Source organism: Spiroplasma endosymbiont of Stenodema calcarata, from assembly GCF_964031205.1.
Classification (GTDB): Bacteria; Bacillota_I; Bacilli_A; order Mycoplasmatales; family Mycoplasmataceae; genus Spiroplasma.
This window is the reverse complement of record NZ_OZ035018.1, coordinates 161,468-183,694: the sequence shown is the minus strand read 5'-3', so window position 1 is coordinate 183,694 and position 22,227 is coordinate 161,468. Positions and strand designations below refer to the sequence as shown.

Below are 22,227 nucleotides of genomic sequence, written 5' to 3'. Positions count from 1 at the left end.
ATCACATTTCTTTATTCTGCTTCAATTTCAATAATAATATCCCGCAATTCTGCTGCTCGTTCAAAATCAAGTTTCTTACTTGCTTCCGCCATTTCTTTTCGTAAATCATGCACTAATGCTTCTTTCGCTGTTTTATATTCTTTTGATTTTTTATTTTTTATTTTTTGTAGCTTATCATCATAACGCTTGATGTTCGCATAATCCCGAATACTTTTAATAATTGTCGTTGGAATAATATGATATTTAGCATTATATTCTTCTTGAATCTGACGGCGGCGGGCCGTTTCTGCCATTGCTTTTGTCATTGCCTCAGAAACATTATCCGCATATAAAATAACATGTCCATTAGAATTTCGGGCGGCCCGCCCAATTGTTTGAATTAAACTACGTTCATTTCGTAAAAATCCTTGTTTATCAGCATCTAAAATACAAATCAAAGATACTTCTGGAATATCAATTCCTTCTCGAATCAAGTTGACACCAACAATACAATCATAAACACCCTTACGCAAATCTAATAAAATTTGACTACGCTGTAGTGTTTTTAATTCACTATGTAAATAAGCAACTTTAATATTCTGTTCTTGTAAATAACTTGTCAAATCTTCAGACATTCGAATTGTTAAAGTTGTAATAAATACTCGTTCGTTTTTTTCCCGACGATTTTTAATTTGTGCAATAATATCATCAATTTGCCCAACGGTTCTTTTAACTTCAACAGTTGGATCTAATAAACCTGTCGGGCGAATAATTTGTTGTACAACTTCATAATCAACTAATGCCAACTCATAGTCACTTGGTGTCGCAGAAACATAAATAATATTTTTTAACTTCTGATTAAATTCATCAAAATTTAAGGGGCGATTATCTAAAGCACTTTTTAATCGAAATCCATAATTAACCAAGGTTTCTTTACGACTACGGTCAGTATTATACATTGCTCGAATTTGTGGTAATGACATATGTGATTCATCAATAATGGTTAAAAAATCATCACCAAAAAAATCAATTAAGGTATAAGGAGCCTCACCTTCATTCCGTAAATCTAAATGTCGCGAATAATTTTCAATCCCTGAACAAAGACCACTCTCACGCAATGAATCTAAATCATATTCTGTGCGTTGTTTTAATCTTTGGAATTCAAGAATTTTCCCGTCTTGTTCTAGTTCTGCTAATCGTACTTTTAATTCTGCTTCAATGCGTTTGATTGCTTCTGCTAATCGTTCAGGAGAAGTAATATAATCTTGCGCCGGAAAAATTGTTACGGTCGATAAACGTTGCGTTACATCCCCCGTTAGCCCATCAATATATGCTAAATCTTCAATCTCATCTCCAAATAAGTCAATTCGAATAAACGTTTTTATGTTTCATCCAGGAACAATTTTAATGACATCACCTTTTGCACTAAAACTCCCTGGAATTAATTCAATATCATTTCGAACATATCCTGATGATACTAAAAAATTTGCTAAATCCTTTTTACTAATTTTTTGATTGCGGTCAATTTGAAAAAAAGACTTTTTATACTCACTTGGATCTTGTGCTCCATAAATCGCTGCAACTGAAGCAACAACAATAACATCCTTTCGTGTTGTTAAAGCATTAAAGGCACTCAAACGCATCATATCTAATTCCATATTTTGCCGAGCATCTTTATCAATATACAAATCTTTACTTGGTAAGTAAGCTTCTGGTTGATAAAAGTCAAAGTTTGAAACAAAATATTCTACACGATTTTCAGGAAACATTTCTTTGAGTTCAACATATAATTGCATAGCTAATGTTTTATTGTGTGCCATTACTAAAGTTGGCTTTTTATAATTTTCAATAACATTTGCCATCGTAAATGTTTTCCCCGTTCCTGTGGCACCTAATAAAACTTGATGCTTTTTATTTGCAAGTAAATTTGTTGTCAATTGTTCAATTGCTAATGGTTGATCACCCGCTGGTAAATAATTCGCTGTTAATTTAAACATTCTTGCATCCCCCTTTGCTTATTTTAATCTCTTATAATTATATCAATCTTCGTGGAAAATATTTTAAAAATAAAAAAGGAAAAAATAGGAAATTAAAAGGTTTAAGCTCTTCCAAAGGAAACTTAAACCTTTTAATAACTAATTTTAAAGTTTTATTTTTACTTAATGTATTAAACGACAACTATTTTATTCGTTTAATTTTTTCTACTAATTTCTTAATTTTTTTGTTACATTTTAAATATACATCCGATAAACTACGTTTTTCAATCATTGCTTTAATCATTTGCGAAATTAAGTCCGCAATTGAGATAACTTCTAGTCCATCAAATAAACGTTCCACATTAATATCAATTGTATTCGTAACAATAACTTTTTTAACAGTCCCATCATTAATAATTTCAGTTAATCGTTCTTTTGCTGGTGGTGAAAAAATACCATGACATGCTAATAAATATACTTCTTTTGCTCCATTTTGTTTTAATGCTTTCACAGCATTGCAAATTGTTCCTGCTGTGTCAATCATATCGTCAACAATAAAACAAATTCGATCTTTAACATCTCCTAAAACGAATTGAACTTCACTAACATTTGGCTTTGATCGACGTTTGTCAATTACCGCAATATTCGGTGCCAAGTCACCTAAACGATTCGCAACATCCCGCGCACGAACTAGTCCACCATGATCTGGTGAAACAATTGTTACTTCTTCAGTAATATGATCTTCTTCAATTTTACTAATAATTGTTTTCACTAATTCTTGTGTTGAGCGCAAGTCATCAACAGGAACATCAAAAAATCCCATTGATTGCGGTGAATGTAAATCAACAGTCATTACTCTTGTTGCTCCTGCTGTTGTTAACATATTTGCAACTAATTTACAAGTAATTGGTTGCCGACCACGGGCCTTACGGTCTTGTCGCGCATAACCAAAATAAGGAATAATTACATTAATACTTTGTGCACTCCCGCGTTTTAAAGCATCAATTGCAATTAATAACTCCATTAAATTTTCATTTACTGGCCATGATGTTGATTGAATGATATAAACATCTTTACCACGAACTGAATTCATTGCGCGTACTAGGATTTCACCATCAGCAAAACGAATAGTCTCCATTTCTTCTCTTACAACACCTAATATATTACAAATCTCATCGGCCAAGTTAACTCCAGCAGACAGGCCATATATACTAAAACTTTTTCCTTCCATTAGTCCTCCTATAAAATTTTGATATGAGATAAAAATTCAATTTGAATCCTTACTTATATTATATACTTATCCATAATGAATTAAACAACCTTTTCTTACAAAATAATCATGCTATAATTAATAATGAAGGTGATAAAATGACACAAACAAATCAAGCAAAAGATATTATTGATAATTTACGACCATATATTAATCAAGATGGTGGTGACATTGAATTTGTCGAAGTTAAAGATAATATTGTTTATGTTCGTTTAGCTGGGGCATGCATTGGTTGTGGATTAATTGATTCAACAATTAAAGATGGTGTTGAACAAATTGTCAAACAAGAAATGCCAGATATTAAAGCAGTTGAAGTTACTATGTAACTTCTTTTTTTATTTGCAAATATTCTTGTAAAACAATTTTTTGATCAAAATCGGGTGGAATAACCCTTCTTTCTAATTCTGCCAATTTCGTTGCTACTTGCTGTGGATTGTAATATTCACCACTAATAAATTTAGCCGTATAATAAACAAAAATAACTAAAACAAAACAAGAAAAAGCACAACCTAAATATAAAAACAAAATAACATTCTTTATTTTTGCCAAAAAGAATTCATTTTCAACAAATGGTAATTGCCAATTCAAATCTAAATTATTAAAAATGCCAAGATGGTTATTAGCAAAAACACGGATTAAGAACTGAACTAAAAAAGTCATTAAAGCATTTAAAGCCGAAAAACAACCCGTTATTGGTCGATTCCGAATCCGGTAATTTCACATAATTACTAATGAAAATAATATTCCGAATAATACTCCCACGGCAAATCCATTTAAAATTTGTAATCCCAATAAAACCCCCGGCACCCAAATTGTTGCTACTAAAATAAAATAGAGCCCCCAAATAACAAATGCTAATATTAATGAATTCTTAATCCCAATTTTTTTAACAAATAAATAATAAATTAAAGCTGCACCAATAATTTGAGCAATTCATCAAATTTCTTGGACAGAATGCAAATACTGTTCCATCATTATTTTGCTATGATATTTTACTCAAACTTCTTGTGCCAATAATAAGTTTAAAAAATCCCCTTGGCTTAATTCTCTTAAAACCCCAACAAAAAACAACAAAATAAAAATAATAATAACTTTCCATCATGAAAACTTACTAAGTTGTTTTAATACCGTTGTTTGAAAAGCCCCAATATTATTCTTAATTTCTGGTAAATAAAAACAAAATACCATTGCCAATATTAATAGACCAAAAATAGTACCAAAAATAACATAGTGCACGGTTAATACATCTTAATTAAAATTTCTAGCAAACATTAAAAGATTTGCTCCGGCCATATTAGCCAAAAATACCACCGGTAAATTTAAAGCAATTGTCAAAAAAGAATTAGTTCGATATAAATAAACTTCATTAAAACTTAAATACCATATTGAATTAGTAGAAACACCAAAAGCAAAAGCAATTGTACAAATAATCATTGCTTCTAAATTACGGGGAAGAATTAAGACTAATAAAATTTCGAAAAGCATTAAGCCATATGAAATTCACAATCACAATTTTCGACTACGAATTATCGCCGTAATTCATGCTCCTGGAATAAAAAAGACAACAGCATAAAAAGAAGTACTAACGGCAAGCAAAATTGAAATTGAAGTAATATTTTTTGCAAAATCAAAAATAATAAAATTATAATTTAAAGTTAATGTGCATGATATTGCTAATCAAAAACAAAAATGTTGAATAATAAAAACTCATTGTCAAAAAGATTTTGTCCCTTTTTTAACCAAACCAATAACATAACCGACCATTACTAAAATCGTTAAAAAAGGATATAAAAGCAAAGTATCTCAATTATTCATACAAAATTACAAAGTGTTAAGTTTATCAACACGAAATCCATGACGATTGGCATCAAAACTAGTATTTAAAAATGTTTCAACAATTCAAATTGCATTTTGATTAGCAATAACTCTTGCCCCCAAGGCTAAAACATTAGCATTATTATGTTCACGTGCCAATTTAGCTAAAATTGTTTCGGCACATAAAGCTGCTCGTACCCCTTTTACCTTATTTGCTGCCATAGAAATTCCAATTCCTGTTCCACAAATAACAATACCAAAAGTATCTTTTTCCTGGATCACTCTTGCCCCCACTGCTTGTCCCAAATCAGGATAGTCAACTGCAGCATTACTATCCGTTCCCAAATTAATAACTTCATACTTATGATCTATTAAATATTTAACAATAGCATTTTTCATCTCAACGCCAGTATGATCATTCCCAATAACAATTTTCATAATCCCTTTTCTCCTTTACTGATATTTTAACTATAACATATTTCATTATTTAAAAGTCCTTACAAACTAATTTGTTCTAATAATATCAAGTAATTTGCCCGAACTTATTGGTGTTACAGTGACAATTAACCGCTGTTCTTTTTCAACAACAACATATAAATTACCAGGCAAATCATCTAATTTAATATATAAATTACGATTTGTTTCAATCCGATCAGAAGAATTGTCAATCATCTTAATAATTTTTTCTTTAATAATTCAATCATTTTCTTTTTCAAAAAGGGGACTTCGTTGACGAATTCGTTGTAGACAATGAAAAGAAAAACCTAGCTTATGTTGGTAATAATATCCCATATTTACTGCTCCTGTTACTTTTATTATACATATAATTCAAAAAAAATAAAATATTGAGAAAAAACAGTACTTTTCTTTACACCTTTTTATCTATTTGCTATAATTACTTTGTGTCTTAAAAAAATGAAAGGAGACCGAACATGGCTAATATTAAATCACAAATTAAAAGAGTTAAAACTAATGCTAAAGCTAATTTAGCAAATAAATCTTTTAAATCTTCAGTAAAAACTGCACTTAAAAAAGCAGAAACTGCCATAACTGCTAAAGAAGCAAACGCAACAGAACTAGTTAACACAGCAATTAGTTTAGTTGATAAAGCAGTTACTAAAGGAATTTATCATGCTAATAAAGCTGCTCGTATTAAAAGTAAATTAATGCTTAAAGCAAATTAATTACCGTTCTTTTTTCAAAGTAGACAACAGTATTAAAATAAAAAAGTTTTCATAATTAATTATGAAAACTTTTTTATTTTATTTATCTTTATTACGACCTGAATCATCTTTTTCAAAAACATTATTGTCTTTAAATTCATCATCAAATAGATTTGGATCCATCTCATATTTTTGACCGCTCATCATCGCTGTCACTGCTTTTTGATATTCTGTATTAGCATGAATTAATTTATTACGATCAATTTTAGGAGCTAATACTGCTAAAATAGCAACCATAATACCAGCAATTAAACCAACAATCATTGAAATTATTGTGAAAACCCGTAAAATTTGATAAGTTGTGTTACTATAGACTTCATTAACTAAGCTTTTAATTGTTGCTGCTAAATCAGAATCTGGCAACAATAATCCCCCCATAATTTTTAAATCAGGGTCATCTTTAATAATATAACCATTGTCAGGAACTGATCTACTATTAAAAAAGTTTTCAACAGTATTTGGCAACAAAACTTGGATTAACGATAATGATGAATATAATAAAATAACAACTGACAACAATACTGGTCAAAAACGAACAACATAATTATCTCGTTTAAAACGTTTTTGTCCTAATAATTCATAACCTAAGAAAATTCCCGGAAAAATTGATAAAATACCAGAAAATGTTTGCAATCCCGCCGATTGCATTAATAAGAATTTAAATTTTGAACCAAAAATAATTGCTTCACTAAAATTATTATTCCCATTATGTAAGGCACTATCGACACCACCACCAACAATAATTGATTGGTTTGTACCCGGAATTGTATAAATAATTACTTTAGTGTTTAAATAAATATTTAAGTATGAATTTAAAAATCATAAAAGCACTAACAAAGCTGAACCTAAAATAACAAAACCAGCTACAACTTTTTTCAAAAGTGGCATATATTTTGGCTTTGAAGTATAAAAATAAAAACGAGGATCTAAGCGGGGGTGAATTGGCATATTGGCCATTTGTTGCATCATTTGTGACATATCCAAATTATTCTGATTAGAAAAATTAGTTCCCATTCCGGCCCCAATTGGAATAGCACCAACAGTCCCTGCCGGCGATTGATCTTTTTGTTGATTTAATTCATTTTCATTCGCCTTAATTTTTAACTTATCTTGGACATTTTCAATTGCTTTATCATCAGTAAAATCAGCTGTTGCATCAATTAGTTCATTTGTAATAACATTTTCTCTGGTAATATAGCTTTTTTCAACTTCAAAATTTTGAACAATATATTGAACAAATTCCACATATTCTTCATCCAATGTATTAAAAGTTGCTCCATCAATTTTTTCAATTGTTTCTGAATTTTTGGTAATATCAGCTAAGACTTGTGCAAATGAAAGGGTAAACTTATTATCGTTTAGACTTGCATCAAATTCTTTTTCCAATGTTAATAAATTAGAAATTTGTTGAATTACTAATTTTTTAAACTCCGGATTGACTATGACTTGCGCCTTAATATTATCATAGTTGAATGTATTGTATAATGTATAAACTATATGGCCATATAATTTATTTTCTTTCATTTGTTTCCCTCGTCTTTCTTTGCTATAGATTAATTTATATCAAATAATTTAATTAAATACAAATCACTATTAATTTCTTTTCTTATTATACCTTTTTTTATATTATAATCAATTCAAAATAATTCCTTAATAATATTATTTGCTTTTTCAATACTAAAATGATGAATATGCTCTGCAATTTTTTTAACACGAAAAGGATGAATTTGAAGAATCTCAGCAATTTGGGAAGGTGTTTTTTTTAATGCTGATAAAACAATAATATCTCTTGTAAAAATGACACTATTAGTAATTAAGGCTAACAAGGCAATACTGCTTAATCCTCGCTCTTGTAAATAATGATAATTAATTAAAAAACTATTTAAATCATTTTTTAATAAGTCATCAACTAATTTAAAAATATCTGTATCCAAATATTTTGTCATATTATTATCAATTAAATCAGCGGTTATTACCTTATCAATTAAAAGTAATTTTTTTAATTCATTTTTAATAATATATAAATTATTTGGTAAATATTCAATAATTTTATCAATTAAATTTTGCTTAATTATTCCATTATTTTTTGTAACATAATTGTCAATAAATTTTTTTAATTCATTATATGATAAATTAGTTGCTTTTAAAACACTAGTTAATTCTAACATTTTTTTTGTTACTTTTAGCCGATTACTAATATTATTTACTGGGCAAATGAAAATAATGAAAGTACTTGGATTGGGCATTGTTAAATATTCCATTAAATTTGCTAAATATTCTTTATTATCAACTTTTGCTCTAATTTTTTCTTCAGTAATAAAATAGCTATCATTAATAATGATAATTCTTTTTTCAGAAAATAATGGAATTGTATTAGCATCATTTAAAATTGTTGGTAAAGAATCTTCCAAATAGTTATATTCTTGTAAATCATACTCATTATCTGGATTAATCTTTTTCAAAATCTTATTTTTTTGCATCTTGATCAAAAAAGCATCTTCCCCGTATATTAAAAACATCTTTTGAAACTCCTTTAAAATGTTCTAAAAACTATGTTAAAGTAATCTTATCATAAAAGTAAATAATTAAAATAATTTAATCATTGTTTCCTTCGCAACAATATTAAATTGCAAGTTTTGTTTTCGACCCGTAAAATAAATTTGACAATTAACAGCCTGCAAATTTTGTAAAACAATTGGCGCAGGATAATTTTGTTGTTTTGTTTTTTCCCCCGATATAAAGCAAACCAATGGTTTTATCTTTTGTAGAAAAGCAAAATTAGAACTAGTTGCTGAGCCATGATGGGCAACTTGCAGTAAATTAACTGGTGATCAATTATAATCTAATAAACTTAGTTCAATTTTTTGTGTAATGTCTCCTGTTAATAAAATATTAATAGTCTTAATTTTAACTAAAACAACTAAACTATTGTTATTTTCATCTTGCTCATTAGCAACCGCTCGCGATAAGATCTCGAATTTCATCCCGCCAAATCAAATATTTTGTAAGTTAGTATCATTTTGAATTGTTTGTTTAACTAAAAAGTTATTTTGTACAGTTGGAAGATTATTATAATGGTCATCATGGCGATGAGAAACAAAAATAGCATCAATTCAATTGACCCCTGCTCATTTCAAATAGTTACTTACTAATTGTTTCGACCGCCCTTTCCCAACACCAACATCATATAAAACAGTTTTCAATTTGCGATTATCTTGAAAAACAATTGTTTGGCCGTTGCCAACATTTAACATTGTTATTGAATAATTTACATTAAAGAAAGTATTTTGAAAACTTCCAAAAAGTAAATAACAACTTAAAACAAATACAAATATTTTCTTCCATAATTTAATACTATTAAGAACCCCTAATAAAATAAGATAATATAAGACAATATAACCAATATTAACATTACCAACATATCAAATTAAATTAATTTTTACGCAAAGAGTAGTATAATTAAGGAGCAAAAGATAAAAATATTGATAAATAAAATAACCCGGGGGTAATCAAATAATTATTAATGAGCACAAATAAACTACCGTTAAAATTGGTGTTAATAAAAGATTAAATAACATACTAGAAAAATTCAACGAATAATTAAAGTACATTGTTCAACCAAGCAATATTATAAAAAACATAAAATTATAATAAAATAATTTCTGATAAAAATAATAATGTTTTATTTTAGATTGAAAATTAAAAAGAAATAAAGTTACGGTGAAACTATATCAAAAACCACTTGATAAAAAACTATACGGGAAAAATAATAATACTAATAAAACATTTAACCCCCATATTTTATTAAGTGATAATTTCTTTTGGAAAAAATGTCCATTAAATAAAGAAAGGGTTAGCAAAATAACCGCTTTAACACTGGCAAAAGAATAGTTTAAAAGATACAAATAAAAAAATAATAAAACTTTCGCCGAAAAATTCGATTAAAAAATTTATTTAAGAAATAAAATAAAATATTAATATGATAACCCGAGACAATTAACAAATGAATGACACCCAACTTAACAAAATTATTATATAAATTAATTGTTGATTGTGATTTTTGACCAAAGAGAATTAAATAAATCATGTCTTTTGTTAAATCATCATAATTCTTGAAGAAAATTGTTATTTTAGCAAGAAGGCTATTCCCTATCTTAACTTCGATTATTTTTGTTACATTAAATTGATAAAAAATATTATTGGCATTTAATCACGAATAAAGATTTAATTCATAAACATTAGGTGACGAATTGATTACCGAATAATATCCTTGCAAGGATACTTGATCATGAATTTCAAAATTAATACTTGTTTTTAAAAAATATTGTTTCCAACCAATTTGCAGATAATAATATCCTTGCCCTTTCTTTTGAATTTGCCCAGTGACAATTTCATTTTGATTAAGATTTGGTTGCCCTAAATAATAAGACAAAAATGCCGAGATAATAATTGCTAAAATTAATATTCATAAATAAATTTTTTGTTGTTGACAATTCAAAATGAGAACTAAAATAAACACAACTAGAATAGTATAATAACTATTTATTATTAACAAATAATTAAAAATAATTATTCCACCAATTAAAATAAAATATTCTTTTTTAAAAAAATCGAACCCGCTTTTTAAATTAAAAAACACAAAAGAACCTAATAATATTAAAATATTTTAGATAACTGCCACTTAAATATTGACGTAATTTGGTACTAATAATTTCAGAAGAATTTATTTTATCTTGCAAAATTCTTATCACTTCAGTTTGGAGAAAACTTGGAACTAAAACTTGATTCAAAAGTTGTGGCGTTACTAACTGCCGTGAGTATCACTTAATATATTGTGGCTTCGGAATTAAACCAATTGTTGTAATTTGATGATATTTTTTTTGCAAAGTATTTTTATTAATTGGAGTAAAAACAGAAAAATTAAATCGATAATGTAATAAAATTGTTTCAATTGTTCAACCAACCATTTCGGCAGAAAAATTAAAGGCCGGTGGAATTACTTTTGAATTAATTAATGGTAAATTATATTTATTTATAAAAATTATTTTATAATTATATTGACGAAGATCTTTTTCGATAGGCTCACTACGATCATTATTTGCTCGTAAGGAAAATAAAAAATAAATTAAAGTAACTAAAATTCCAAATAATATTATAAAAGCAAAATATCCTTTCTTCTTAATTGAAATCACCTACTTTCAAATTAATATATAATCATTGTCTTCTTATTTTCCTTGCAATAAAAAAAGAGATAAAAATCTCTAATTTTTTCCTGCAATTAAAATATTATACTTATTTAGAAGATAGGCATCTAAATCAGTTAGCATAAATGGTCCATCTGAAATTTGTGGACTAGCAATATACTGCTGCAGATTTTCATCAAATCTTGCCACTGGGACATAATCACGTCGATAGTTAACCATTGCTCCCGAATTAGGATCATTACCATTACTATAGTAATTATAATCATTTTCATAATCCATTACTTGTTGATAAGGTGAAGTATAGTTTGCTTCTTCAGTTAGGGCTGTTGAATTTTGAATAACATAATTCATGAACTTATAAGCTAAGTCCTTATGGTTAGAATTTTTTGCAAGTACCATATTGTCACTTCAAATATTGGTTCCTTCTGTTGTTTGTGGCGTTCACTCTGTTGTTGCCCGTGGACGAGTGATAATTAATTTTGTGCCACTAGCTTCTTTATGACTATTTGCAAATAATGTGTCAGCATATATCGCATCTCCATTATACATAAAAGCAAAATCAAAGTTTCCATCCCCAACCGCATTAAGTAATTCATCATTCATTAAAGCAACATTATTATATTTTAGCAATGTTGTTAATTCATTATAATCTGATTCAACTTGACTATTTGTTTCTGGAACTGGTTTAAAATATTTTTTTTCATTCGCTAGCATAAATAAATTTCGCGGGTCATTATTAACCAAAACACGTTTTTTTGCTGCTGCTGCTTGTCACAGAATATCTCATGAAATTCCATTTGAATAAACATTGTTATGGTTAACTTCATTAATTACAATTTGGTCCCGTTTTGCTTCAGAATCTCATTCTGACCGGTGATAACCAAATTTTTCTGTTACTCCAGATGGCAAATTTTTATTTGCTTGGGCAAAAATATTTTGTAAAAAGTCTAAATTACTTTTTGTTGGATTAACAACCAATGAAACTTCTCCTCAAAAATAAGGTAAACTATAATTTACAATTGTTTTAATGCCTGAAGTATCCTGTCCTGACAAATCAGCACCAACTTTAACTTCGTTTTTATTTAAGACATTTAACAAACCATTATTTAATGATGCCGCATATGTTTTATTAAAACATTTTGACTGGGTTGGATCAATTGAAGTCGCAACACAAGTTTGATAAAATTCTGGATTTATTTTTTGTACTGCAGCAACATCAATATTTGCATCATTAAAATACTTATTCCCAATTTTTCAAGAACTATTTTCATTATATGTTGAATTATGTTTGATAATATTAAAGCTTTTATCAACATCATTTAATTTTTGATAATCAATTTCTTCCAAGCGTCCCTCTTGTGCTAATTTATTAACCATATAATCACTTGGAACCATAATATCATAACGGGTTGTATACAATTTGTTATATAATGTTTCATTACTATCATAAACACTATATTTAACTTTAACATTATATTTTTTCTCAAAATTAGGAATTAAATCAGAAGTAATATATCCTCCCCAGTTGGCAACTGCCAAATCATAAATATTATTACTAATATATACTCCAGTTAATAAAGCAATTGAACCTACTGCAATAATTGCTAGCGAAGCTGGTTTTCAACTTCGGGCAAATCATCGGAAGTTTTTCCGTGATATCTTAGTAATGTTTTCTTTAATTTCTTGTCTTTCAATAAAAGTTTGCTTTTTATTTTTAATTCATAACAAAGTTTGTTCATATTTTTTTTCTAACTTAATAATCTTTCAACGTAAATGTTCCTTTTGATTTTCTTTTTCAAATGTTTGATTATTAAGTTGATGATAAAACAATGCCAATTTCATCTCATAACGCATAATGTCTTTATCCTTATATGTTCCTTTTAACATTTCCCGGCGGAAACGATTGTAATTAATTTTATAAATATTTCAACCATTTCAACCAATAATGACAAAAGCAATAATTACAATACAAATTGTTCCAAAGGCATTAATAAATGGTTTGATTCGTTTCATTGTGTAGATAAATGTAGCAACGTTAACATCATCTCCCCCTGTAAAATATGAAATAATGAAATCATCAAAACTCATCGCAAAAGCAATTGCTGCGGCAGCAATAATGGCTGGTTTTAAAATTGGTAAAATAATTTTTCGTAATGTTTGTGATGGTTTTGCTCCAAGGTCTAATGATGCTTCAAGTAATTTCTGATCCACTTTTCGTAAACGTGGCAAAATTGTAATAATTACATAAGGAACATCAAATGAAATATGAGCCAATACTAAGGTAAGCATTCCAAAGTTAGCTCCTAAAGCAATAAATAACATCATTAACGAAACAGCTGTAATAATATCAGCATTAATCAAAGGAATATTAGTAACTGACAAAGTCATTTTTTGTGTAATTTTGCGAGCACGACTTAGTCCAATTGCTGCTAATGTTCCAATCACAACTGAAATCGCTGTTGCAATTACGGCAGTAAAAACAGAGACAATAATACTTTGCAGAAATGGTTGTTCATTAGCAAGTTGTTTATATCAACTATCAGAAAAGCCATTAAAGATGCTCATACTTTCACCACTATTAAATGAAAATAAAATTAAAATCATAATTGGAGCATAAATAAATAACATAATTAATGCCATATAAGATGATTTAAGAAATCTTTTCATTGCGACGCCCCTTTCTTGTTTCAAAATATCTTGATAATAAATTTGATAAAACAATAATTAGAAAAACAATAATTGCTAAGATAACTGATATTGCTGCCCCAATTCCAAAGTTTTCTCCTTTAAAGAAATATGATTCAATTACATCAACAATTAAACTAATACGCCCATTCCCCATAAATTTAACAATAATTAGTGAAGTTGCCGCTTGAACTAATAGTAACGTTCCTCCTGCAATAATTCCTGGAATTGATTGGCGAAAAATAACTTTTCAAAATGTTTTAAATCCATTTGCTCCTAAATCTTTAGAAGCCTCGATTAATGATTTATCAATTTTGTCTAAACTATTATAAATTGGTAGAATTACAAATGGTAAAAAAGCATATACCATCCCTATTACAACTGAAATTGGCGTTCCCAGTAATCCTGGGGCAATCATATTAAACAAGGTTTGTAATCCAATAATTTTTAATAACATATTAATTCAAATTGGTAATGTTACAAGAATTCAAATATTTTTCGATAATAATTTTGACTTACAAAAAGCCATTAAATAAGCAACCGGATACGCAATAACAATCGCAATTAGCGCAGCAACTACCGAATATCCTAACGCTAAAAATAATGCAATTACAAATTTTCGTTCTGAGAAAAAGATTATAAAATTTTTAAAATTAATTTCAAAAACTAAACTATTTCCCGTTGGTTGAATAAATGAATATAATAAAATAATTAATAATGGAACAACAATTAATAAAATCATAATAATGATATAAGGCCACAAGACTGGATTTAATCCTCGCTTAAATCATTTGTTTTGTTTTGCCTGATAAGAAGCGTTAAGATATTTTGTTCGACATCATGCCGTAAAATGTTGACTAAGTGATTTGATTCGACTAGTTTGTTTTCTAAATCAAGCTTTAATTTTTCCTGGTGGTTTTTCTTTGTTTGCCATTATTTCCTCCTTTTAATCATCAATCTCTTTTCACATAACATGAATATCTTCAGTGTTTCATGAAACATCAACATTATTATCTTCTTCAACCTTATCAGTTGAATGAATTAAATATTTTCGATTTTTACATTGTACAACAATTTCTCAATGTACACCTTTAAAATTAACACTAGTTACAACCCCAGTGAAAAATCCTTTTCCAACTGGAACAATATCAATATCTTCAGGTCGAATCATAATATCAATTTGATCTTCTTTTTCGCCAAAACCACGATCAATACATTCAAATCTCTTCCCATCAAATTCAACAAAATTATCTTTTAGAAAAATTGCATTTGAAATAATATTTGAATCACCAATAAATTGGGCTGTCCAAATATTTTCTGGTTCATTATAAATTTCCGTTGGTGTTCCAACTTGCTGGATGGCACCATCATTTAATACAATAATTCGATCAGACAATGTTAATGCTTCTTCTTGATCATGTGTTACTAAAATAAAAGTAATTCCAATTTCTTCTTGCAAAGCCTTTAATTCTGATTGCATTTTTTTACGTAATTTAACATCTAACGCCGCCATTGGTTCATCTAATAATAAGACTTTCGGTTTATTAATTAAAGCCCGCGCTAATGCTACCCGTTGTCGTTGGCCTCCAGATAATAATTCAACTGATTTATCTTCAAATCCTTCTAATCCTACTAAATCAAGGAATTTTTTAACTTCTTTTTCAAGAATATCATATTTTGTTCGCTTAATTTTTAAACCATAAGCAATATTATTAAAAACAGTTAAATGCGGAAATAAAGCATAATTTTGAAAAACAGTATTTACTTCTCTTTTATGCACTGGTGTTTTAAGATAGTCTTTCCCCAAAAATAATAATTCCCCACTATTTGGTTGTTCAAATCCAGCAATAATTCTTAATGTGGTAGTTTTTCCACACCCCGATGGTCCTAATAATGTAACAAATTCTCCTTCTTTAATGTTCAAGTTAATTCCTTTCAAAACAACTTTTCCATCATATTGTTTTGAAATGTTTCGTAACTCTAAAATATTTTTTTCCAATGTCTTTCCTCCCTTTCTTTTTTCATCTCTTAAAATGTTGGTGGGGTTGATATTCATAATACTTCAGCGATATCTGAAGTTTCATTTTTTAAATAATGCTGATTATTACCATATAAATAAAAACTATCTTTTGCCGTTGCTTTTTGGGCTTTTTGCCCAGAATAAACCATCACTGTCCCTTTCAAAACATAACCAAAAATCTCACCTTCAAATGGTAAAATCCGTTCGGACTCACAATATGGTTTAATCTGAATTAAAATTGGTTCTAACTCATTTGCTTGAGAATTTGGAACTAATCACTCAATTCGATAATTATCTTGCTCAACTTCATAATGATCTTCTGCTTGATAAACAAATTTTTTATTTTTTTCTGATTTAAAAAAATCTGCTAAATTGGTGCCTAAAACTTCTAAAATATTTTGTAGAGTTTCAATACTAGGCGAAGAAATATCTCGTTCAAGTTGACTAATAAAACCCTTTGTTAATTCACAGCGATTAGCTAATTCTTCAATTGTTAGATCATTTTTTTGTCGTAACAATTTAATCCTCTCTCCTAATATCATGGCACCCCTCCTTTTTTGTAATTTTGTTTAGTTATACTAAACTTTTTGTTTTAAATTACAACCACGTTAATTATATGGAATATAAAAAAAATATCAAGAGTTTTTTGATATTTTTTATTTTTTAAAGTATTTTTTAATTGCTTTAGCTACACCCGACCGACGGTAATGCGCTGTTGTATCATCTGAAATATTTTTAATATGTTCTTTGGCATTTCCAACAGCAATACCAACCCCCGCTCACTTCAACATTTCATAATCATTTGAACCATCTCCTATCGCAATAACTTCTGATGGTTGAATATTATATATTTTAGCAAGATACTCTAAGGCATCTTTTTTGTCACTACCCTTTGGACTAATTTCTAAATTTAAACTCTTTTTTGTTAAATATGATCAATCAAAAACATTAAACTCATATTTGACTAAAATTTTTGCTTTAAATTTTAAAACATTTTCTTTTTTGCCACTAACAACAAATTTATATGCTTCGTCACGTAAATCGTAAGGATCTTTTACCAATCTTCTTTTACGCTTGGTATACATACTCATCCATTTCACCATAAAACTATGATTAGTATTAACATATGCTAAACGATCATTTGCAACAGAATAAGCTCATAATTGAATTTGATATTCCTTCGCCATATTAAAAATAGTAATTAATTCTTCATTTGTAAAAACATTTTGTTGAATAATTTTTTCTTTTGTAAAATCATAAATTACTCCACCATTAAAACTAATTACTGGCATGTTGTATTCAATAATTCCTAATTTTTTTGCCACTTTTCGAATTGCCCCAATACTACGACCAGTGGCAATAATAACTTTAATATTATTTGCTAATGCTCATTTAATTGCAGTAATATTTTGCTTTGAAATGCGATTGCGGCTAGCTGTTGTCCCATCTAAATCAAGCGCAATTAACTTATATTCCATGGCGTTTTTCTCCTTATTGTCTGTATTTTAATTATAACTAAAATATATCTAAAAATTAGGAAACTGACAAATATTTTATTAAAGTCTGAAATTTATCTAGTTTTTCTCATGGCAATTCATTGTGATAACGACCAAAATGTCCATAAGTTGCTGTTTGTTGGTAAATTGGTTTTTGTAATTCTAACTTGGCAATCATTGCTTGTGGCCGGAAATCAAAATTTTCTTTAATAGCTTTTAAAATAATATCATTTGAAACAAAGTTTGTACCAAATGTTTCAACAAAAATTGAAATCGGTTCAACAACACCAATGGCATAAGACAACTGAATTTCACAACGTTCCGTTAACCCTGCTGCTACAATGTTTTTTGCAACATAGCGTGCCATGTAAGCAGCTGAACGGTCAACTTTTGTCCCGTCCTTTCCAGAAAAAGCACCACCACCATGGCGAGCATAACCACCATAGGTATCAACAATAATTTTTCGTCCCGTTAAACCCGCATCACCTTTTGGCCCACCAATAACAAAACGTCCCGTTGGATTAATTAAGACTTTGAAATCTAAATTCATTTTAAAGTCCCTCACAACTGGTACCATAATTTCGGTAATAACAAAATCCTTAAACTTAGTTTCATCAATGTCTTCATCATGCTGAATTGACATTAAAATTGTATCAATAAAAATATCTTTAGAATTTGTTAAATCCAATGTTACCTGTGATTTCATATCTGGACGAGCCCCTTGAAAAATTCCCTTTTTTCGTAAAATGCTTGCTCTCTTAACTAACGCATGAGCTAATGAAATAGCTAGCGGCATATAATTATCTGATTCATTTGTTGCATAGCCAAACATAATTCCCTGGTCACCCGCCCCGAAATTATCAACTCCCCGGGAAATATCTGGGGACTGTGTTTTAATTAAAACTTCAATCTCACAAGTTTTTCAGTCAATTCCTCAATCAGCATTATTATAACCAATCTCTTTTAACACTTTTCGTCCCACTGCTGTATAATCAACAATAGCTTTTGTTGTAATTTCCCCACCAATAATAACTCGATTAGTCGTGATAAAACATTCACAAGCCACTCGTGAAAACGGATCTTGCTGTAAACAAGCATCTAAAACAGCATCAGAAATTTGATCACAAATTTTGTCAGGGTGCCCTTCTGATACTGATTCTGAAGTAAATAAAATTTTCTCTTTTTTCATATCTTTTCTCCTTCACAATAAATAAAACCACATTATAATAATGTGGCATTAATAACAATATGTTTACACTTAAATTAATAGTTAACTTTATTCAATAACTAATAAATCTTATTGGTAGCATATTATCTTGCCCTGCTAAAAGCACCTTCTAATTAAATATAGGGTTGCTAGTGGATCATCGTTTAGCGTACTAACCACTTCGAAATAAGTTTTATGTTGTTACTTGACAACATATTTATTATAACTTAAGATTAGCTAATTTTGCTCTAAATTAATAATTTCTGTTAAGATTTTATCATCAATATTTTTATCAATAAAAAGATAATGCTTTGCTCCTAGCATCTTAACAGTTTTAATCATTTTATTATTAATTAAAGTTGCCTTTCTAACATTATAAAATTTGTCATTTTCTGTTTGAATAATTAAAGTTGATATTTTTATTTTATTAAGCTGTTTAACAAGTCTTTTATTTAAATAATTAAATTGTAAAATTTGATTTAAAAAATAAGTTTGTTCTTTTTGCAACATTAATTGACTGTAGCTATCATTTTCGCTCAAAACTTGGTAATCAATATGAATTTTAAGTAATTTATTTAAATTAAAAATGAACCCAAACCCAATTCCAATTTTACTACTAATTGAAAAATGAATTCCCTTCTGATTAGTAACTGGATTGACTAAGATAATTTTTGCAATTGCAGGTTGCTTTTTTAAAAGCAAACTAATTAAACTACTAGAAAATCCTTCCAGTAACAAAATTATTTTTTGTTGTTCATACTTATTTTTTAATGCCATAATAACATCAAAAATATCATTAACTAAAACACCAACATTCTTAATGAAAGCCGGCACATTATCTTTAATATTTCGCTGGTTAAAGGTAATTACACTTATTTTATTGTTTAATAACTTGGTATTATTAACTAATCCGGTAAAATTTTCTTTAGCGCCATATAAATCATGTACCGCTAAAATAATATATTCACTATCCTTTGCAACTGTTCCTAATGTTTTTAATTCATATTGATCCGCAGTAAGAAAATGTTTATTTGCAATATACTCTGGTAACTGAGTTTGTCCTGATTTTGCTTTTTTCTTAAAAAAACGGTAAAATCGAGACAATAAATAGCAACAAAGAAAAATACCTAAAATAGTACAAATAAGAATAATAATGAGGTCGGTTTTAATAAAATTAGTCACTTAAAATTCTCCTTTTTTATTTCAAAAAATCTATTTCATTTTCTGGACGAATTAAAATCCGTTCAATTTTAATTGCTTTATTCGTTTTATCATCAACTTCTAATAAAGCAGCCGAAAAAATCAATTGATTATCATTTTCTGCAGGTTCAAATCGCACTGGCAACCCTGTTTTTTCTTTAATAATAACTTCTTTCGGATTAGCACCAATAATTGAATTATAACTACCACACATCCCAACATCGGTAATATATGCTGTTCCCTTTGGCAATAATCGATTATCCGCTGTTTGCACATGAGTATGTGTTCCAAAAAAAGCAGTAATATTACCATCATAATTTCACGCAAAAGCCAATTTCTCCGCACTAGCTTCCGCATGAAAATCAACAAAATGTAAAGCACTATCATCATTTGTAATAATTTCTTCAAAAATAGTATAGGGATTATCAACCGGATCCATAAAACTTCGTCCTATTAAATTAGTTATGCGTATTTTCTTATTATTAAGTTTAATTACAACGGTTCCTGCTCCTGGCGTAAATGAATTCATATTCGCTGGTTTTAATAAATCATTAACATCTTCAATATAATTTAACACTTCCGCATTACGAAAAATATGATTACCAGAAGTAATAATATTAATACCATATGATTTTAATTCATTGTAATGATGTTTTGAAATTGACTTCCCATGGGTTGTATTTTCACCATTAGCAATAACTAAATCTAGTTTATATCGTTTTACTAATACGGGCAAATATTTGTTAACAGCTATCCGCCCATTTTTTCCATATATATCACCAATCATTAAAATTTTCATTAGAGTTTCTCCTTAGTCACTGTCAATTTCTTGCAGTTTTTTTATTAACGGGGCACATTCATTAATTTTAGCAAATTGTTGGTAAACAATATCACGTTGTTGTTGTTTATAACCTAATTGTAAGTTATTTTCAAATTTATGCAAAGTATTTGTAATTTTTAATAATGAATCATATACAGCATTACGTGATACATTTTTTTGACCAGCAATTTCACTTAACGAATAATCATCAAAAAAATATAACTCAAAGTATCCAATTTGTTTTGAAGTTAATAACGAATTATATAACTCATATAAAATAATTAATTCATTTGATTTTTCTAAATCTTTCATTATTCAGCTTCCACTTCATCATGATTAAATAAATCTTTTGTTAAATTATAAATATATTGTTCAATATCAAACTCTTGCAAATCTTCTGGTTGTTCTCCAAGGCCAATTAATTTGACAGGAATGTTCAGCTGATCTTTAATTGCTAAAACAATACCCCCCTTAGCAGTTCCATCCATTTTGGTTAAGACTATTCCGGTTACGTCTGCCACTTCTGAGAAATTTTTTGCTTGTGAAATTCCATTCTGACCGGTAACACCATCAATCACTAATAAAGTTTCATGCGGAGCATCAGGAATTTCTCGCTTAATAATTCGATTGATTTTATTTAATTCATTCATTAAATTAACTTTATTTTGTAAGCGCCCTGCAGTATCAATTAAAATAACATCAACCTTTTCATCTTTTGCTTTTACTAATCCATCATAAATTACACTAGCTGGATCTTGCCCTTCTTTGACCGGTTTTACAATATTAACCTTTAGTCGAGTTGCTCATTGATTTAATTGTTCAACTGCTCCAGCACGGAAAGTATCTCCAGCAACTAATAGAATCTTTTTACCTTGATCAAGCAATTGTTTGGCTATTTTAGCAATCGTTGTTGTTTTTCCAGCACCATTAACCCCAACCATTAAAATGACATTTAAGCGCTTATCTTTTAAATTTAATTGGTTTTGTTTACTTTTAGGATCATTATATAAATCCATAATCACTTCAACCAAATAATCATTGGTATCATCAATGCTCCATCCTCTTTGTACTTTCTTGCGGATTTGATTAATAATTTGCAAAACCATATTCATTCCCATATCACTAGCAATTAAAATTGATTGTAAATCTTCTAAATATTGATCATCATATTCTTTGTATTTATTGGCTAATTTTTTAATGTCATTTGAAAAAGTTAACCTTGTTTTTCGTAATGCTTTTTCTAATTTAAGTTGTTTTTTTTCTTCACGTTTTGCTTTTAATTTTTGAAAAAAAACCATTTTAATTTCATCCTATTCTATTTTTAGTTATAAC

24 protein-coding genes are annotated in these 22,227 nt (G+C 28.4%); 3 read left to right on the top strand and 21 right to left on the bottom strand.

All coding sequences use genetic code 4. The features are described 5' to 3' along the window. Positions 1 to 11: 11 nt before the first annotated feature. Positions 12 to 1,976, bottom strand: a complete 1,965-nt coding sequence (gene uvrB, locus ACQH24_RS00950) for an excinuclease ABC subunit UvrB (RefSeq protein ID WP_425380189.1) — start codon at positions 1,974 to 1,976, stop codon at positions 12 to 14. A 181-nt stretch (positions 1,977 to 2,157) separates the two neighbouring features. Beyond that, the gene (locus ACQH24_RS00945) at positions 2,158 to 3,186 is read right to left on the bottom strand and encodes a ribose-phosphate diphosphokinase (RefSeq protein ID WP_425380188.1); all 1,029 of its coding nucleotides are present in this window, start codon (positions 3,184 to 3,186) and stop codon (positions 2,158 to 2,160) included. Between the two features lie 137 nt (positions 3,187 to 3,323). Here ACQH24_RS00945 and ACQH24_RS00940 point away from each other — a divergent pair, with 137 nt between their 5' ends. Beyond that, the gene (locus tag ACQH24_RS00940) at positions 3,324 to 3,551 is read left to right on the top strand and encodes a NifU family protein (RefSeq protein ID WP_425380187.1); all 228 of its coding nucleotides are present in this window, start codon (positions 3,324 to 3,326) and stop codon (positions 3,549 to 3,551) included. On the opposite strand, the gene ACQH24_RS00935 is transcribed toward ACQH24_RS00940, so the two are convergent. From ACQH24_RS00935 to ACQH24_RS00920, 4 genes are all read right to left on the bottom strand, one after another. Then, on the bottom strand, positions 3,544 to 4,419 hold the full coding sequence (locus ACQH24_RS00935) for a hypothetical protein (protein ID WP_425380186.1): 876 nt from the start codon (positions 4,417 to 4,419) through the stop codon (positions 3,544 to 3,546). The two genes, ACQH24_RS00940 and ACQH24_RS00935, sit on opposite strands and share 8 nt — an antisense overlap. A gap of 54 nt (positions 4,420 to 4,473) precedes the next feature. After that, positions 4,474 to 5,040 (bottom strand): hypothetical protein, encoded by a 567-nt coding sequence (locus tag ACQH24_RS00930; protein ID WP_425380185.1) that lies wholly within the window; start codon positions 5,038 to 5,040, stop codon positions 4,474 to 4,476. 6 nt (positions 5,041 to 5,046) lie between these two features. Then, positions 5,047 to 5,478 carry a ribose 5-phosphate isomerase B gene (gene rpiB, locus ACQH24_RS00925; RefSeq protein ID WP_425380184.1) on the bottom strand — a complete coding sequence of 144 codons (432 nt, stop codon included), beginning with the start codon at positions 5,476 to 5,478 and terminating at the stop codon, positions 5,047 to 5,049. A 66-nt stretch (positions 5,479 to 5,544) separates the two neighbouring features. Continuing rightward, the gene (locus tag ACQH24_RS00920) at positions 5,545 to 5,832 is read right to left on the bottom strand and encodes a hypothetical protein (RefSeq protein WP_425380183.1); all 288 of its coding nucleotides are present in this window, start codon (positions 5,830 to 5,832) and stop codon (positions 5,545 to 5,547) included. 140 nt (positions 5,833 to 5,972) lie between these two features. Here ACQH24_RS00920 and rpsT point away from each other — a divergent pair, with 140 nt between their 5' ends. Beyond that, complete coding sequence (rpsT, locus tag ACQH24_RS00915; protein WP_425380182.1) at positions 5,973 to 6,224, top strand: 30S ribosomal protein S20; 252 nt, start codon at positions 5,973 to 5,975, stop codon at positions 6,222 to 6,224. A 78-nt stretch (positions 6,225 to 6,302) separates the two neighbouring features. On the opposite strand, the gene ACQH24_RS00910 is transcribed toward rpsT, so the two are convergent. The 3 genes from ACQH24_RS00910 to ACQH24_RS00900 all read right to left on the bottom strand — a co-directional run bounded on the left by ACQH24_RS00910 (position 6,303) and on the right by ACQH24_RS00900 (position 9,841). Continuing rightward, positions 6,303 to 7,787, bottom strand: a complete 1,485-nt coding sequence (locus tag ACQH24_RS00910; protein ID WP_425380181.1) for a hypothetical protein — start codon at positions 7,785 to 7,787, stop codon at positions 6,303 to 6,305. Positions 7,788 to 7,816: 29 nt separating this feature from the next. Next, positions 7,817 to 8,782 carry a DNA polymerase III subunit delta gene (holA, locus tag ACQH24_RS00905; protein ID WP_425380180.1) on the bottom strand — a complete coding sequence of 322 codons (966 nt, stop codon included), beginning with the start codon at positions 8,780 to 8,782 and terminating at the stop codon, positions 7,817 to 7,819. A gap of 66 nt (positions 8,783 to 8,848) precedes the next feature. Next, on the bottom strand, positions 8,849 to 9,841 hold the full coding sequence (locus ACQH24_RS00900; protein WP_425380179.1) for a ComEC/Rec2 family competence protein: 993 nt from the start codon (positions 9,839 to 9,841) through the stop codon (positions 8,849 to 8,851). 142 nt (positions 9,842 to 9,983) lie between these two features. On the opposite strand from ACQH24_RS00900, the gene ACQH24_RS00895 reads away from it, so the two are divergent. Further along, positions 9,984 to 10,154: a hypothetical protein gene (locus ACQH24_RS00895; RefSeq protein ID WP_425380178.1), complete on the top strand. Its 171-nt coding sequence runs from the start codon at positions 9,984 to 9,986 to the stop codon at positions 10,152 to 10,154. A gap of 1 nt (position 10,155) precedes the next feature. Here ACQH24_RS00895 and ACQH24_RS00890 read toward each other — a convergent pair whose 3' ends face one another. From ACQH24_RS00890 to ftsY, 12 genes are all read right to left on the bottom strand, one after another. Then, positions 10,156 to 10,761, bottom strand: a complete 606-nt coding sequence (locus ACQH24_RS00890) for a ComEC/Rec2 family competence protein (protein WP_425380177.1) — start codon at positions 10,759 to 10,761, stop codon at positions 10,156 to 10,158. Positions 10,762 to 10,891: 130 nt separating this feature from the next. Then, the gene (locus ACQH24_RS00885; RefSeq protein ID WP_425380176.1) at positions 10,892 to 11,455 is read right to left on the bottom strand and encodes a hypothetical protein; all 564 of its coding nucleotides are present in this window, start codon (positions 11,453 to 11,455) and stop codon (positions 10,892 to 10,894) included. Between the two features lie 69 nt (positions 11,456 to 11,524). Beyond that, entirely contained in the window at positions 11,525 to 14,134 is a 2,610-nt protein-coding gene (locus ACQH24_RS00880; protein ID WP_425380175.1) for an ABC transporter permease subunit, read from the bottom strand. Next, on the bottom strand, positions 14,118 to 15,086 hold the full coding sequence (gene potB / locus ACQH24_RS00875; RefSeq protein WP_425380174.1) for a spermidine/putrescine ABC transporter permease: 969 nt from the start codon (positions 15,084 to 15,086) through the stop codon (positions 14,118 to 14,120). Before potB ends, ACQH24_RS00880 begins: the two co-directional genes overlap by 17 nt. 12 nt (positions 15,087 to 15,098) lie before the next feature. Then, complete coding sequence (gene potA, locus ACQH24_RS00870) at positions 15,099 to 16,151, bottom strand: spermidine/putrescine ABC transporter ATP-binding protein (RefSeq protein ID WP_425380173.1); 1,053 nt, start codon at positions 16,149 to 16,151, stop codon at positions 15,099 to 15,101. A gap of 29 nt (positions 16,152 to 16,180) precedes the next feature. Continuing rightward, on the bottom strand, positions 16,181 to 16,714 hold the full coding sequence (locus ACQH24_RS00865; RefSeq protein ID WP_425380172.1) for a helix-turn-helix domain-containing protein: 534 nt from the start codon (positions 16,712 to 16,714) through the stop codon (positions 16,181 to 16,183). A 114-nt stretch (positions 16,715 to 16,828) separates the two neighbouring features. Then, on the bottom strand, positions 16,829 to 17,650 hold the full coding sequence (locus ACQH24_RS00860) for an HAD family hydrolase (RefSeq protein ID WP_425380171.1): 822 nt from the start codon (positions 17,648 to 17,650) through the stop codon (positions 16,829 to 16,831). Positions 17,651 to 17,705: 55 nt separating this feature from the next. Beyond that, positions 17,706 to 18,857 (bottom strand): methionine adenosyltransferase, encoded by a 1,152-nt coding sequence (gene metK / locus ACQH24_RS00855; RefSeq protein WP_425380170.1) that lies wholly within the window; start codon positions 18,855 to 18,857, stop codon positions 17,706 to 17,708. Positions 18,858 to 19,112: 255 nt separating this feature from the next. After that, complete coding sequence (locus ACQH24_RS00850; RefSeq protein WP_425380169.1) at positions 19,113 to 19,979, bottom strand: hypothetical protein; 867 nt, start codon at positions 19,977 to 19,979, stop codon at positions 19,113 to 19,115. Positions 19,980 to 20,073: 94 nt separating this feature from the next. Next, positions 20,074 to 20,874, bottom strand: coding sequence for a TIGR00282 family metallophosphoesterase (locus ACQH24_RS00845; protein ID WP_425380168.1), 801 nt, complete (start codon positions 20,872 to 20,874; stop codon positions 20,074 to 20,076). A gap of 12 nt (positions 20,875 to 20,886) precedes the next feature. Then, positions 20,887 to 21,207 (bottom strand): YlxM family DNA-binding protein, encoded by a 321-nt coding sequence (gene ylxM / locus ACQH24_RS00840; RefSeq protein ID WP_425380167.1) that lies wholly within the window; start codon positions 21,205 to 21,207, stop codon positions 20,887 to 20,889. Beyond that, a complete protein-coding gene (gene ftsY / locus ACQH24_RS00835) occupies positions 21,207 to 22,193 on the bottom strand; it encodes a signal recognition particle-docking protein FtsY (protein WP_425380166.1) in 987 nt (328 codons plus the stop codon). Before ftsY ends, ylxM begins: the two co-directional genes overlap by 1 nt. Positions 22,194 to 22,227: the final 34 nt, after the last annotated feature.